This window comes from Mesorhizobium sp. SP-1A, from assembly GCF_032460275.1.
Classification (GTDB): Bacteria; Pseudomonadota; Alphaproteobacteria; order Rhizobiales; family Rhizobiaceae; genus Mesorhizobium.
This window is the reverse complement of sequence record NZ_JAVXZD010000002.1, coordinates 464,129-479,284: the sequence shown is the minus strand read 5'-3', so window position 1 is coordinate 479,284 and position 15,156 is coordinate 464,129. Positions and strand designations below refer to the sequence as shown.

Here is a 15,156-nt window from a genome sequence, read left to right as displayed (position 1 = left end):
GACGAGGCTGATGGGATTCGGTACCGACGATGTTCTGAGTGGGATTTTTAGTCCCGTGGCATTATCAGGTGTATGATGGAAAGTGTTCCGCAGATCGTTCCTCAAGAAGGCAAACTCGGTATGACCGTGAACGATCTCGTCTTTCACAAGCACGAGATGGCCTACGGTGCTGAGATCCTCGAAGATGCCCTGAAGACCATGCCTCCCAGCACACAGGAGTCCATGGATTCCTGGACCAAGGCCCTGAAGACCACCAAGCATGCCGTGGTCAAGTTCCCCAATGGAGCGACAGCAAGCATCATCACGGGCGTCCCCCAGACAGAGAAATCAGGCTTCGGGTTCGGCAACGTAATGTTCGCCAAAGCCGATGAGCGAGTTCCCACTTACGAGATTTCGTTCTCAATCCCCGGCAGGGACTCAATCATTCTGAACTACCAGACGCCTGACGAGGTGAATGGGATTCTTGACGAACTAGCCAGACTGCCAGCCTAGGGCAGGCGGGCCACTTCGACAGCTAAGGCGCTCGGGTGGCCCTTTCAATTTCTGGACACACCCAAGCGCAAAGTCGTGCAGATCAGATCGGTTTTGTGATCAGGTCTAAACAAGGGAAGCCAAGGACTAGCCCATTGGCATGATCAAAGTCTGGTCCGTTCAGGTCCAACGGCCCTCTCCAATAATGAACGCCATTCGGTGAATCACCTAAGACCGCCACCCCTACTGGCTGAAATCTTCGTCCCTTAAATCCTCCATATTGGATGTTTCCGCCGACGTCGTGGACGTTCGGATCATCGATGACTTGCTGAAGAACGTTGACGAAGTCTTTTTGGCTGGGATTTGATGGCAGTATCACTCGGGCGGCCTTTTCGCCACTGCCAAATACCTCCACGTCACCCACAGCGTGCAGCACCTCGACTATTGAAGCATTATTTTGCTTATCGAGCTGCATGCGAAACGCTCGTATGCGCTGTTCCACTTCGCAATAACCTGCAAAGACAACGCAGGTTGCAGCCTTTTCAAACAGGGCTGTGCTGATGCTCTTCGCAATAACCTTGAAGCCACGGAACATCACATTCGCAATTCCATCCATCCCGAAATCGTGGAATATAGGAACTGCCTGGAGGTTTGAGACTATCTCGGCAAGGGCCTCTTTCATCATAAGCGCAACAACGGAAGAACCCGCGAACCCCATGCCCAAGTCGCCAGAGGCGAGAACAGGGGCGCTACCATTAGCGGCACTTGGCCCGTAAATGGTGAAGGGCACTTTGCAGATTTTAATACCAGCGTCACAGGTAATGGAATTAAAGGACAACCGCGAATCCGAAGCGAAACAGACATTATCGTTAGTTCGCCATACCATACATAAAGTCATACACCCCCCTAACTGCAATCTACTCATATCCGAGCGGTAGCCAGCTAACACGCTTCCGTATTGCAGTCTACTCAGAGCTGCGCCGAGTAAAGCGGCTTCAAGAGTATATGAAATCCCATTTCAACAGCTACGGCGCTCGGCGCGTCGCCGCAGATCTGTGGATCAATCTGTCCATACGTCCTTGTGAAGGGACTCGTTTCTACGAATCTGAACTGAGATAGACTTGTTCCTTTCACAATCGTGCGTGACGCTCAGAATCATGAAGCACGAGGTAAGCCCATGGAATATGTCAGACTAGAAACACTCTTTCTAAACCCAGACACCATTTTGTTCATCGCGGAGACTGAAATACCAGATGACGAGCATTCTTGGTCCGAGTTTGAATTCCGAGCGACTGACTTCAAAGCCAATGCGTGGCTGACTTACAATCATGAAGACGAGACATGGTCTGGGCGGATTCAAACCGCACAAGGAGACGACGGGCTTGACGACGATCCAGAACCTGCTGAGCCTGATCAAGTAGCCGTCTTGCTATCTAAGTTGCCTGAAGCAGAACTCGCGAAAATCCCGATATACACAGCTGAACACAAAGCTCGGACGACTATGGCTTCCCCGCGTTTTCGCTGACGGCCTGCGCCTTTAGCCGCAGATAGGCTTAGTAGCCATCCTCTGCCAACATCTTCAGCTTCATCGGATTGCAGAAGCCGCCTTCCTGACCAAAAGGCCAGTAGCTGTCGTGATGCGTCTCAGCCCTGGGATCTACATAGGCCGCACGGACACCCATCAGGCGAACCGACATGTAATGGAGCAACCGCTCGGCGATCTGAGGATAGAGGGCGAGATACCCGATGTCCTTGGTCTCGATAGCCTGGAAGATGTCATTCGCCACCTTCTGGATCTCGTATTCCGAGAACTTGTCTGCACATTCAGGATGACGCTCGCAGATTGTCTCGAAAACGAGCTTGGCAGTCAGATCGCTACACTGACCACGGGTTGCCCCCTTGGAATCCTTTGATGAAGTCTCGACGAAATTCCTCACGCCCTCAGTTACGATAAACATGAGTTCGGCGTCGAGATTGGAATTAACAAACTGAAGAGGGTGCATAGGTTCGCCTTTCTAGAGCCAATTCCATATCAAACCAGAGGTATAATTACAAGAAAAATTCGACAGATTTTAACTCTGAATTTGCCACAAAAATCAGGAACGAGCTTATTGTTAATTGCATTAAAGCAAGGCAACTTTTGATGCGTAAATCTGATCAAATAAATAGGAGTTACCTGATGAATTACCTGCTGACAAATATCGAATGGGACACCGATGGAGTCGATCCCGACGAATTAGAACTCCCAACAGAGCTGTCTATCAATCTGGAAAACGACGGGATTGACGATCTGGACAACGTTTCTGATTGGCTATCCAACAAGTACGGCTGGACTGTAAATGGTTACTCCTGCGATGCCAACGAGGTCCTTAAACCTTAATTTGGTGGCGGACCAAATGGAAAGTGACTTCTCCCGGCCCTAAAGGACCAGGCTTCTCGGCCTCTGCTAGGCGGCGATAGCCGCTTTGCTCCTGCCTGAGAGTTCCTGCTTCCGACCGCTAACGCGGTTCGATCCACAGGCCAGCCCCGAAGGTCCTTCGGTTGTCAGGACTTTACGTCCCAATTCAAGAATGTTCCGCGCAGCATTATGATCTGCGCAAGCGGCATGACCGCAAGAGACGCACGAGAACACGTCCCGTTCGGGACGGTTCGATGCGTCGACGTGACCACAGACCGAGCATCTCTGTGAGGTGTAGGCCGGATTCACGTAAACAATAATTCCGCCTCTGCGGCGCAATTTGTATTCGAGATACATCTTTGTCTCACCTGGCGAGACATCGAGCATTGAGCGGTTTGAACCAGCCTTTTGAGCAACGTTCTTACCTGGCTCTTCGACCGTTCCGCGAGCGGAAGCGGTCAGATTCTTGACCTTCAAACGCTCCATATACAGCACATTGCAGCTGTCTGCGATTTTGGTCGTAGCTTTATGCTTTTGATCCTTGCGCCGACGCGCAATTTTGGCCTTGAAACGACGATAGTCTCGTTTGGCCTTGAGCTGGTTCTTCGAACCTTTTTTGCGACGCGCAATGCGCTGTTGCAGTGTTGCTTCTTTTTTCTTTTCCTTGTCGGACATGCGGGGCAGGTCAAAGACCTCACCATCGTCCATGCAAATTGGCTTGACGACCCCGAGGTCCATCGACCGTTCGACCATCGGACCAACAACAGGCTCATCAACCTCTTGCTCGACCTGAATCGCCACATACCAATGATCGCCGGAGGTCGAAACCGTGGCGTTCTTGATCGTTCCAATAATGGGGCGATGCATGACCATTTTCACCCATTTTGCCTTTGGCAGAAAAATAGCATCGTCCCGCACAAAAATCTGCTTCGGATCGGGGAAGCGGAAACTCTCGTTTTCAAATTTCTTGCGCGGCTTGGGATAAGCGGCACGGCCTTTGAAGAAATTCACGTATGCCTTTTGCAGATCGATAACGGCCTGCTGAAGACAATGATGCGGAACTTCTTTCAGGAATGGAGCAACCTCTTTCAGAACGCCCAATTCCTTATTCTGATCTACAGCTGACAGGCCAGTCGGATTCAAGCGGTTCCAGGCCATTTTTCTCTGTTCGAGACAGAGATTATAAATGAAACGGCAACAGCCAGCAGTGCGACGAAATAGTCGCTCCTGCCCTGCATCAGGATAAATCCTGAATTTGTACGCCGTTAGTTGCTTCATTGTCTGATTATATATTGCTACTTGAAATAATACTCAAGACGGAATCCGCAAATAACTATATGGTTTGCAGCGCGCATTTGATCAAACCACACTCGAAAGAGACCTGCATCTGATCGCGTCCCACATGATGCAAATTTCCATGTGGGACAAAAGAGTTGCCGAACTTCTGACGCTTTCGGTCGGCCGAGTCTTGGCCAAATTCGCTAAAAGAGGCGAGGACTGGAGGGCCGCATATGAAGCAGCGGATGTAAGCCACATTAGAGACTGGCTGAAGGCTGCAGTCATCAACGATGAGCTATGGCTCAAGCATTGCGACGCCAAAGGCCGCCCACGCAAGCTTATGAAATTCTCGACCATTGAGCAGATCACTCAGGAAGCTGACAAGGCTATGATGAAGGCCAACCAGAAGCTTCAAGGCGTCAGGCTGGCCGAGGGAGAGGAAAAGCTCATCGCCGAGTTGGAAGATGGCTATTACATTGTCGAGCTGCTAACTCCTACCGCTTTGGATCGAGAAGGCTCAATCATGCAGCATTGCGTCGGGCAGGGCGCTTATGACGACGATGTCGAGAGTGGTGACATCAAAATACTGTCGCTTCGGGACCAGTATGGGAAGCCTCATGCAACAATCGAGTTGAGCGTTCCAGAGACTGCGGTTTTCCGTAACTACGAAATCGCCCAGATACAGGGCAAGCAAAACAAGTTTCCTTTGGACAGCTATCTGAAATTGCTAGGACCGTACCTGCTTAAGAATACACAATATTTCACTGATATCGCTTCTTCAGCAGGGTATGTTGTGACGCAAAAAGGTCGCATCCTGAAGAAGTTCGATATCCCTGAGAACTCAACAATTATTGATTTCGAATATCATGGAAGTAAAGACATCGAACTTCCAAAAGGCCTAGTCATAAAAGGCAAACTGGACATCTCGCGAAGCAACATTAGTTCAATACCTGATGACATTGTCATCGAGGGGAATCTCGTCGTCGTTACAAGCAAATGCACCAAGCTTCCAGACAATCTCAAGGTTGGCGGGAATCTTATGATTGGCTACACGAATAACATAACCAATTTGCCAAGAGGACTGAAAGTCGGCGGCGGGATATTTCTTCAAAAACTCAAAATTATAGCAATACCCGCAGACCTTGAGGTCGGAAAATATCTAAAAATTCAGAATTGCGATATCCAGGAACCAATTCCTGCTTCCATTAAAATAGGGAGCGATCTACGCGTCGAGGGATGGAGCGGCATACGATTCGAAGACGGAATATCAGTTCCGCGTCTTTTTGAGATTAAGGATTATTCCTTCAAAACGCTCCCAAATGGTCTTGCTTGCAAAACGCTCGACATCAAAGAGACGTCTGTTCAGACGGTGTCTGAAGATGCAAAGATTTCCAATTTGCTTTGTGATCTTAATAAATTCGATGTGACGAGTCTTCCAGACAGTTTCTCGGATCGCGTTCTCTGTGGGCCGTATTCGTTCTCCACGAAATCTCTTGGGCAACTTCGTCAGGAGGCACGTGCAAAGCTGGACACCGAAAACAGCCAAGGGATGTCCATATAAAAATTGAGGCCGCCATGACACTGTCACTGACGGCCTCAATTTTTGATTTGTTACCGGATTATCGGCCGAGTGAACTCGAAAACATCCGGGACTTGGCAGCTTCCTGCTCTTCGTATTCCTCATTCAGCTTTTCTGCTGGCTCTCGGCCAAGGTTAGCCAGGTCAGCGAGCGCAGAGGCGATCCATATCGAAGCGGTCTTTGCGATAACAGTTCCTTCTGCATCCGATGAGATCACCGTCTGCGGAAACGGGAAGCTTTACAGACGCGAGAAGATCAAAATGGGCCATAAAATTACTCCTGAGTTTACAGAACACGCGACCAGCGCATTTGTTGATGTCCTTATAGATTAATTGGACGCCATTGCAAAAGAAAAGGTGGCGGTACGGAAATAAAATCGGCGGCCTGAATTGGTTTGCTTCGCGAGCATCACCGCCCGATTTCTTTTGTAGAATGCATGAACAAATAGGAATATAAAAACTCAAGCACTTTGAAAATGGAGAATGAGATGTCGATGAAAGAGCTGGAAAAACGCCTCAAGATTGCCTTGGACGCCGAATTCGAAATCTACCATACAGGTGGGGGATGTCTGGCACTGAGGAAGGACGACGGCGACCATTACTGGATGATTACCGTGAACGAAGATGCGAGCATCGACGGAAATCCTGAAGAGGCAGAGTGGGTAGTCGGCCGCTACTTCGAAAGCGAGCACGCCGATGCATTTCGTTGGATCTTGGTCGAAGAACCTATCACCCTTGCGCAGGCGTTAAGCGTCTACGCCAACATGCCTGAGCCGAAGAATGATGAAGAGGTCATTAAAAAGTGGTCTGATATCGGGATCGAAGTTCCGGGCCTAGAGGCCAGCGCACCAGTGCCACGGTAAAGGCCTTCTGGCATTCGTTCGATTTTTGCGAACGCATTCCTCATGATCATTCACAAAACTCGACATGGTCATTCACATGAAGGCACCGTTAGACAAGTCAACTCTCAACGCACAGAAGCACGAGATCGCAGGCGTCATGCTCAAGCATGCAGAAGGCAACGAGAAGCTGGCGGTACTCTTGACGCTTTCAGTCGGCCGAGTGCTCTCGAATTTGGCTCGCAAGGGCCAGAACTGGCGGGAGGCCTATGACCGCAGCTCCGTCAACCACATTGCGGACTGGCTTCGTGCTGCCATCGTCAACAACGATCCATGGCTCGCTAATGTAGATGCGAAAAACAGGCCCCTGAAGCTGCTGAAGTTTGGCGATGTCGCACAGATCACCAAGGAAGCCGACAAGGCCATGCACAAGGCCAACCAGAAGCTCGGCGGGATCACCCTTGTCGAGGGAGACGAGGAACTCTTTGCCGAGCTTGAAGACGGTTTCTACATCGTTCGCCTGATGACTCCGGCTGCTCTCGATAAGGAATCTGCTGAGATGCAGCATTGTATCGGTAACGGCGGATATGACAGGATGGTTGAGGCTGGGGTCGGATATTATCTTTCACTTCGCGACCAACATGGAAAAGCCCATGCCACTCTAGAAGTTTGTCAGTCTTATGATTACGAACTCCATGATAAAAAAATGCGAGTGGAACAGTTGCAAGGTAAGCAAAACCAACCTCCTTTGCAAAAATATGCAAAATATCTCTGGGATTTCATTGAAAGGAATTCTTGGGAAATCGATATTATCTCGCCTGAATTTGGTGTGGTTCAGGATAAAAGTAGAAAAATTTACTCAATATACAACCTTCCAGAAGGCTTTGTTAGCATGGGGAGCGTTGAAGCTCCGAGGTCTGGACCGGAGATAAATCTTCCTGCCAACATGGCTGTAAATGGATTTCTGGATCTAAGCAAAGCGCCAATTTCAGTTCTTCCACCGAACCTCCGCGTGAAGGATGATCTGAAAATCGATGAAACCAATATCACCGAGCTGCCATCGTGCTTGAACGTTGAAGGCGATATTTCAGCTGAAAATTGCGCTCTTAAAAGGATTCACTTGTCAAAAACACATATGAGCTTGCTTGTAGAAGGGTGCAAAGATTTAGAATTTGAAACCCCTATCCATGTTGGCGGCGACCTGTGGATAGGAGGCTCTGGCGTCACCTCATTTCCAACAGGTATGAAAGTCGACGGTGAGATTTACGCCCATCAAAATCAAATCGATCTTAACGCTTGGCCGAAATCACTCGGAAACCCCGCTAGCAAGCTTCATATCGATATATATGATGGTGTCGGCTATTTCCCGCCCGACAGTTTGGACGATCCAGAACACTATCCAGGCATGTGAATTCGACCTTTGCGACGGCCTGCGACATGCTGATGACAATAGCAACGAATGACAATCAGCATGACCACGCACGAAGCCGAAATCATTGAATTCCTGAAGCTTTTCTCCAAGGACGACCAGCGCGCTCTCGAACTGCTGGCGATGTCGCTCGGCCGAGTTCTCAATCGCTCAGCCAAGGCAGGCGAAAACTGGCGTTCTTTATGCACCGATGCCCAGGCCAGACATATCGCTGACTGGCTCATCGCCGACGTCAAAGCGGATGCGGACTGGCTCCAGAATACTGATGACCTCGGGAGAGCGAAAAAGCTCCTCAAGTTCGCCAATGTCGAGCAGATCACCAAGGAAGCTGACAAGGCTATGTTGAAAGCCAATCAGAAGCTTGGCGGTGTCAAACTGATCGATGGGGACGAGGAATTCTTCGACCATCTGTCAGATGGCTACTACCTCGTGAAATTGAAAACACCAGCGGCTTTGGATCGCGAGAGCGCTGTCATGCAGCATTGCGTGGGGCAGGGTGCTTACGACAACGAATTGGCCAAGGAAGGTTTTATGATTTTGTCTATGCGTGATCCTTATGGAAAACCACACGTCACTTTGGAAATAAACGGCTTTATATCGATTTATCAGATACAAGGAAAGCAAAACACTATCCCTCGGAGAGACTATCTCGATAAGATTATTGACTATTTTGCCATTAAAAACGGTGACAAGTATTTGGATTTAAGTGGCGCTCTCAGCGATCACAAGATGGCTTTATCCAAGGACAATGAACTCATGGATATGATGAATCTCCCAAACAATTTCTCATCAAAGTCCGATCTTAACCTTGGAAACATCAACGGCGCACGCTTGCCCAAGGGTCTGCATGTAAATGGGTCTCTAAATTGCACAGACAGCGAGATTGCCCGCATACACGATGTCCATGTTGAGGAGAGTGTGATGTTGCAAAGTATGCAGAAATTGAAATCAATTGGAAAAATAAAGGTAGGCAAGAATCTCACTGTTAATCATTGCCCAGAATTCACAACCCTTCCCGAAAACCTGAAAGTTCCAGGCTCACTAGTATTGACCAATTCCCCAAAACTCAAAAAATTGCCTGCCGGATTGGAGGTTGGAGAAGTATTGAACCTCTATGGAACATCTATTACGAAACTGCCGGACGACATTAAAATTGGCAGAAAGCTGATTACTAAAGGAACGAAAATAAATCTCGAAGAATTGCCCGCTTCATTACCCGATAGCCTGGTTATCCAGTATTCTCCGTTTGAAGAAGACATAACGCTTGGTAAAATCCGGAAGGCTGCAAAGCGTCGTCAAAAGAAGGAAGCAATGGAAGTCGAACAGTCGCTTGGGATGAGGATGTAAGCATGGCAAAGCAGATTCCAGCCTCTGAACTCCAGGCCATCGCTCGCCTTATGATCGAGCACGCAGACGGGAACGATGAGGTTGCTCGGCTTCTGACGTTATCGGTCGGCCGCGTGCTCAAGAACATCGCTGCCAGAGGTGATCAGTGGGCTTCGCACTATCGACCTGCAGAAGTCTCGCACATTGCAGACTGGCTTCGAGCCGCCCTGGTGAATAACGAGGCATGGCTGACGCATACAGATGCCAAGGACCGTCCACGTAAGCTGATGAAGTTCGCTTCCATTGCCCAGATCACGCAGGAAGCCAACAAGGCCATGGCAATCGCCATCCAGCAGCAGGGGCAGGTCACACTCGTTGTTGGTGATGAGGAGCTGTATGCGACGACATCAGATGGATTTCACCTAGTTCGGTTGAAAACACCTGCAGCACTCGACCGTGAAAGCGCTGAGATGCAACATTGCGTCGGCCATGGCGCTTATGATGGCTGGCTTAACATGAGCGGCTACATGGTCTTGTCCATGCGGGATCGGCATGGGAATGCGCATGCGACAATCGAGATCGAGAACGGTCGTGTGACTCAGATACAGGGCAAGCAAAACCAGATGCCTCGTCGCGACTATCTGGAAAGCCTTGTCCGCTACTTCGTCACAGAGAATGGCAAATCCTTCGACATGACTCCCGCACTGATGAATTGGGGCGCTGTCATGTCTGCAGGTTCTGAAATCGTCAACATTCATGAATTGCCGGACGGCTTCGAATCCTATTCAAGTTTAGATTTCACTGAAATTCGAAATGCACACATCCCATTGAATCTGGTCGTGAACGGTCATCTTAATCTGTGTGAGACAGACTCAGAAACGCTTGGGCCAGTGAGCGTTCGTGCCTCACTGAAAATAAGATCGAATTCGAACATTGAACGAATTGAAGGTGATATCAATGTCGGCTCTAGTCTTATTTTGTCGTCATGCGAAAAACTCTCCAGCCTGCCTGCTGGCACGAAAATTCCAGGTATGCTTCGAATCTGGTATTGTGAAAATCTTGTCGAACTTCCACGCGGCATGGAAGTGGGAGAACTCGATCTTCAACATTCGAGCATCACAAAATTACCGGATGACATCAAAATTGGAGAGCTGTTGGATATCTCACACTCCAAAATCGACAAGAATGAGCTGCCTGCTCACCTTCCAGACAATCTTATAGTGCGGACTAGCGTCTTCGAACGCGAGAAAACACTGGGAGAAATACGCAAAGAGGCAAAGAGACGGCAAAGAAAGGATGAAGAGCAAAGCACGGTCTCACCGAAAATGTGATTTCACCTGATATTCATCATCATAGAACTTCTTCCATTATGCGACCTATATTCTTGTCCCAAATCTCTTGCAAATTCCTGGGTTTAATATTTCTGGAGGCGGGAAATTTCCCTTTGAAATTCAGCGCATAATAACCTAAATGACATGTTTGGTCGCGCCTATATTGTGGGAAATCCTCATTTCCTTAAATAGATGATGCGACCAGGGCACTTCATTCTGAATTCAACACACGTAGGTAAACGTATATTATGTATTCGAACGACGAAGTTAATTGGTTTCTCGAAGAACTCTCGACCTCACCTGCACAGCTGCGGCTTCTGGACCTGTCGCTCGGCCGCTTGCTCAAGAAAGCTGCTGCGGACGCAGAAGATTGGCGCATGCTTTGCACAGACGATCAGGCCCGCCAGATCAGCGAGTGGCTGACCAAATCTATCCATGACGACGCCGCATGGCTGAAGAGCCTCGATGATTTCGGCCGCCCTAGGAAGCTCATGAAATTTACCACTGTTGCGCAGATCGAAAAGGAAGCCGCAAAGACTCTCCAGAAGGCTGCTAGACGTCCGCCAACACCTTCCATGATGATCGCGCAAGCAAGACCGTAGAGGATGCGGACGACCCAATCCATCTTCAATCTCGTTGCCAAGCTCGCAATCCTTCAGTCGTCCTGTGATGCGACGACCGGGTAAGCAGCAGAAGCTAACGATAATTGAAATATCAAAAGGCGGCTATAAATAGCCGCCTTTTTTTGTGGTTTAATTACCCTCACGCGTAAGAATGCCGATTCATTTAATACTGCTTTCCAATTGAAATGCAAAAATGTATACCAATAAATAATATACCAAAGATTCAACCGTTGAACCGTGCCAATTCCTCGGCGCAAACAAGTCTTTGGCCGCACATTTAGAGGCTCCAGATGTCGAATGAAAAGACCAGGGACTGCATGGTTCAAAAGTTGGTTGATGCCCACTTGAAGGAATCTTTTTTCGGTACGCAGGCTGAGTTTGAGGCCGTCAAAGCACTTTTTCAGTTCTCATTTGGCCGTGTGATTGCAAAGACCATTTCCGATGACTTCAATCCGAGCGTCGAAGGTATGATCGACAGCTTTGTCGCGCTGCGTGATCACTCTGACGATGACGTTCGGCATATCCTTGACTGGCTCCTTTCCTCAGTCCGCAACAATGAGGCCTGGATCGGACGAAAGGACGAGTTGGGTCGCCCCAAGAAGCTGATGAAGTTCTCGACGGTTAAGGACATCGTCAAGGAAGCTGACAAGGCCATGTTGAAGGCCAATCAGAAGCTTCTGGGTGTGCGCATCGTGGAAGGCGACGAACAGCTGGAAATGACGCTTGATGACGGCTTCTATGTCGTCCGGCTTCTCACGCCTGCAGCTCTCGACCGTGAGAGCGCTCAGATGCAGCACTGCATCGGACATGGCGGTTATGACCGTCGCCTTGAGGACGACGAATACCGTTTCTGGTCTCTGAGAGATTCATTCGGCAAAGCCCATGCGACTGTTGAAGCCAAGCGCCAGAGCCACGGCGGCACCTTCAAGGCATTGCAGATTTCCGGAAAGCAGAACAGGTTCCCTATCGAAAATTACGCCCTAATGCTCGGCCCGCTTTTCGCAAAACACCAGATCGACATTTCGAGATACGAACGCCAATACGGGATTAAAGTTCTTGGCTATGACGGCATTTTCCATGACAGGCGGAATCTGCCTGCAGGCTTCGTCACCGCTGGCGATCTGAAAATCGAAGCAGCTACGAATGCCGCCAAGCAGAAGGACAAGGTCAAGCTTCCAGAAGGCCTTCACGTTCGCGGATCGCTGACAGTGGAAAATGCTGACCTGCAACATCACCCAATCGACATCCGTGTTGAGGGCGATCTGATCATCAAAAACTCCACAAACATCAGGATTGCCAGCACAATCAAGCTTGCCGGGGACCTGAATATTGCTCTGTCGGAAGATGTTGCCATCGAAGACGACGTCACCATCGGCCGTAGCCTCACATTGGCTATGGCAGAGATCAACGAGTTGCCCAAAGGCCTCAAGATCGGTGGTGCGCTGTTCCTCAAACAAACGCCGATCACCATTATTCCAGAAGACATTGAATTTGACGGGAACCTAGCACTTTTTAAGACGCCAATCGCAAAGTTGCCAGCGAACATGACTCGTTTCGAAAGCCTTTTAATAAATGATGCAGGCATCACAGCATTCCCCGAAAAGATCGAGATCGGGAAAAATATGATCATCGAGAACATGAAGGTCACAAAAGGGCCGCGTGTGATTGAACAAGTTGGCGAGAAGCTCGATGTGCGCTTGGTTAAGGTCGAAATGGATATGGCTCCTCTAACTTCAAATCTTCAAATCAGCCAGTCGACAATCGACGCATTCCCTGAGGTCTACGAGACCGAAGGCGATCTCTGGATTATGAATTCCAAAGTCGCCAGGATGCCTGAAAAGGTTTCGGCCAACGTATTCGGACTTATTGGCGATCTGCCAAATATGCCAAAGGAAGTCACTGCCCGTTTCCTGTTGTCTCTCGATAATACCCCGTGGCAGGGGCTTCCAGAAGGAACGAAATACAACGTAAACTCACTGCATCTGCAGTCGGTTTTCCTAAGAGAGCTGCACTCAGACATCGATGACGAAACGCCCATCATTCGTTTCGACTTGATGGGGATGCAACACAAAATCACTGCAGGTGAGCTTCGAAAAGACCTCGCGGAAAAGATCGGCATTAATCTCTGAAATTCAGGAACGAAAACGGAAATATCCAACATGACCACAGTTCAGGATGCGCTCAAACAATTTAACGTACTTCGGCCGAACGATGACGACCGTGTCATAGAGCTGTTCAACGGCACAATGGAGCGCATCCTGACGAAGGACCATAAGCGGAACCCGAACTGGCTGCAGGATTATGCAGAGGCGCATTCTGATGGCCGCCTCAGCCATATCGCAGACTGGCTTCGTGCCGCAGTGGTCAACAACGACGCCTGGCTGGAGCAAGTCGATGACAAAGGCATACCCAAGAAGCTGATGAAGTGCGGGGACATTGCCAGACTGATGGTCGAGGCTGACAAAGCCATGCGAAAGGCGAACCAGCGTATCGAAGTCGCCCAACTCGATGCTGACCACGAACAGTTATACGCTCAGCTCGACGACGGGTATTCGGTCGTGAAGTTGCTCACTCCGGAAGCTTTGGATCGCGAAAGCAAGCAGATGCAGCACTGCATCGGGCATGGAGGCTATGACCAACGGCTGTTCACTGCGAGGGCGCTCTTTCTTTCACTGAGAGACCGATCCAACAATGCCCATGCGACCGCTCATATCGATGGAAACAGGATTGTCGAATTGCAGGGGAAGCAGAACAAGCCTCCTCTCCCAAAATATCTGAAATTGAGCCTGTCTTGTCTCTCGATTGATATGGACGACCTCTGGCGATATTATTGCAGCATCGGGGAAATCGTTGACGCCTATGGAAAATGGCACCCAATCGATGCCTTACCGAAGGGCTTTAAATATAACAGCACCCTCAATCTAACGAAATATAACAACATCCTCAATCTACCGAATTTCCATGACGGCGTTTTTAATCTGCCGGAGGATAGCCGTATCGTCGGGTCTCTTCAGCGATATGCTAGGGTAGGCGGCCAGCTGACAATCGGTGAAGGAACGCGTATCGAAGGCGATCTCGATATTCATGGTCGCTTGGCCCTTCCGGAAAATATGGAAATCACGGGTCGAATTCATCTGTACGACTCGAACCTGAAACGCATTCCAGATGGTGTGAAATTCGGTTCCAGCTTGAATGCGTTTTCAAGCGATCTTGAGAGCCTTCCTGAAAACAAAAAGTATTACGACGAGCTATTTATCGAAGGTTCAAAAGTGACCGACCTGCCGGAAGATTTGGATGTGGGATGCCTTCGCGTAGGTAGCGGGACCAAGAATTACCCGAAAAGGCTACGAGCACGAGACGAACTCCGCATCTGCTTCAATAAGGGCTGTCCTTCATTGGCAAAATGGGACATCAGCAACTCATTGAGCCTGGTAAGCGCCAAGATCGAGGCCCTACCTGAAAATCTGTCATTGTCACACTTCACAATGAAGCACTCGACCGTTGAGCGGTTTCCCGAACTGATTGAGGTCATGGGGAAAGCCACCTTTACAGGTTCTGAGATCACGCGACTTCCGAGAATGAAAATCCAAGGAACTCTAATTCTCGATAATACTGCAATTAGTACAATTCCAGATGGCACGTTGCCTGATTTCAGGGGACAAATTCACTGCGTCTACAGCGAAATCGCTTATTTCCCAGCAGAGCTAGACGATAATGTTGTGTTACATATCCAGATTTATGGGCAGGAACCGCATAAGACGACTGTGGGGCAATTTAGAAAGAAGATGGCGAAGGCGAAAACATCGAGCGTGAGGGTGCAAAACAATGACCAGATGTCGTTCGGGCTTTAACGTCAATTATTCTATTAAAATGTATTGACGAA

General features: G+C 49.2%; 15 protein-coding genes. 12 read left to right on the top strand and 3 right to left on the bottom strand.

Going from position 1 to position 15,156, the window contains the following annotated elements; genetic code table 11:
- Nucleotides 1-120 precede the first annotated feature (120 nt).
- Complete coding sequence (locus QU595_RS11180; RefSeq protein WP_315921871.1) at nucleotides 121-492, top strand: hypothetical protein; 372 nt, start codon at nucleotides 121-123, stop codon at nucleotides 490-492.
- Nucleotides 493-574: 82 nt separating this feature from the next.
- Here the strand turns inward: QU595_RS11180 and QU595_RS11175 are convergent, their stop codons facing one another.
- The gene (locus QU595_RS11175) at nucleotides 575-1,309 is read right to left on the bottom strand and encodes a hypothetical protein (RefSeq protein WP_315921869.1); all 735 of its coding nucleotides are present in this window, start codon (nucleotides 1,307-1,309) and stop codon (nucleotides 575-577) included.
- Between the two features lie 339 nt (nucleotides 1,310-1,648).
- On the opposite strand from QU595_RS11175, the gene QU595_RS11170 reads away from it, so the two are divergent.
- Nucleotides 1,649-1,996: a hypothetical protein gene (locus tag QU595_RS11170; RefSeq protein WP_315921867.1), complete on the top strand. Its 348-nt coding sequence runs from the start codon at nucleotides 1,649-1,651 to the stop codon at nucleotides 1,994-1,996.
- Nucleotides 1,997-2,024: 28 nt separating this feature from the next.
- On the opposite strand, the gene QU595_RS11165 is transcribed toward QU595_RS11170, so the two are convergent.
- Complete coding sequence (locus tag QU595_RS11165; protein WP_315921865.1) at nucleotides 2,025-2,474, bottom strand: hypothetical protein; 450 nt, start codon at nucleotides 2,472-2,474, stop codon at nucleotides 2,025-2,027.
- Between the two features lie 176 nt (nucleotides 2,475-2,650).
- Here QU595_RS11165 and QU595_RS11160 point away from each other — a divergent pair, with 176 nt between their 5' ends.
- Complete coding sequence (locus tag QU595_RS11160) at nucleotides 2,651-2,851, top strand: hypothetical protein (protein WP_315921863.1); 201 nt, start codon at nucleotides 2,651-2,653, stop codon at nucleotides 2,849-2,851.
- 66 nt (nucleotides 2,852-2,917) lie between these two features.
- On the opposite strand, the gene QU595_RS11155 is transcribed toward QU595_RS11160, so the two are convergent.
- Entirely contained in the window at nucleotides 2,918-4,147 is a 1,230-nt protein-coding gene (locus QU595_RS11155; RefSeq protein WP_315921861.1) for a transposase, read from the bottom strand.
- A 124-nt stretch (nucleotides 4,148-4,271) separates the two neighbouring features.
- On the opposite strand from QU595_RS11155, the gene QU595_RS11150 reads away from it, so the two are divergent.
- From QU595_RS11150 to QU595_RS11110, 9 genes are all read left to right on the top strand, one after another.
- Nucleotides 4,272-5,708: a PcfJ domain-containing protein gene (locus QU595_RS11150; RefSeq protein WP_315921859.1), complete on the top strand. Its 1,437-nt coding sequence runs from the start codon at nucleotides 4,272-4,274 to the stop codon at nucleotides 5,706-5,708.
- 14 nt (nucleotides 5,709-5,722) lie between these two features.
- Nucleotides 5,723-6,058, top strand: coding sequence for a hypothetical protein (locus QU595_RS11145; protein ID WP_315921857.1), 336 nt, complete (start codon nucleotides 5,723-5,725; stop codon nucleotides 6,056-6,058).
- A gap of 155 nt (nucleotides 6,059-6,213) precedes the next feature.
- Nucleotides 6,214-6,588: a hypothetical protein gene (locus tag QU595_RS11140; RefSeq protein WP_315921855.1), complete on the top strand. Its 375-nt coding sequence runs from the start codon at nucleotides 6,214-6,216 to the stop codon at nucleotides 6,586-6,588.
- Nucleotides 6,589-6,664: 76 nt separating this feature from the next.
- On the top strand, nucleotides 6,665-7,975 hold the full coding sequence (locus QU595_RS11135) for a hypothetical protein (protein ID WP_315921853.1): 1,311 nt from the start codon (nucleotides 6,665-6,667) through the stop codon (nucleotides 7,973-7,975).
- Nucleotides 7,976-8,035: 60 nt separating this feature from the next.
- The gene (locus QU595_RS11130) at nucleotides 8,036-9,340 is read left to right on the top strand and encodes a PcfJ domain-containing protein (RefSeq protein WP_315921851.1); all 1,305 of its coding nucleotides are present in this window, start codon (nucleotides 8,036-8,038) and stop codon (nucleotides 9,338-9,340) included.
- Between the two features lie 2 nt (nucleotides 9,341-9,342).
- Nucleotides 9,343-10,650 carry a PcfJ domain-containing protein gene (locus QU595_RS11125; RefSeq protein WP_315921850.1) on the top strand — a complete coding sequence of 436 codons (1,308 nt, stop codon included), beginning with the start codon at nucleotides 9,343-9,345 and terminating at the stop codon, nucleotides 10,648-10,650.
- Nucleotides 10,651-10,898: 248 nt separating this feature from the next.
- Complete coding sequence (locus tag QU595_RS11120) at nucleotides 10,899-11,252, top strand: hypothetical protein (RefSeq protein ID WP_315921848.1); 354 nt, start codon at nucleotides 10,899-10,901, stop codon at nucleotides 11,250-11,252.
- Between the two features lie 311 nt (nucleotides 11,253-11,563).
- Nucleotides 11,564-13,402, top strand: coding sequence for a hypothetical protein (locus QU595_RS11115; protein ID WP_315921846.1), 1,839 nt, complete (start codon nucleotides 11,564-11,566; stop codon nucleotides 13,400-13,402).
- Nucleotides 13,403-13,432: 30 nt separating this feature from the next.
- On the top strand, nucleotides 13,433-15,124 hold the full coding sequence (locus QU595_RS11110) for a PcfJ domain-containing protein (RefSeq protein ID WP_315921844.1): 1,692 nt from the start codon (nucleotides 13,433-13,435) through the stop codon (nucleotides 15,122-15,124).
- Nucleotides 15,125-15,156: the final 32 nt, after the last annotated feature.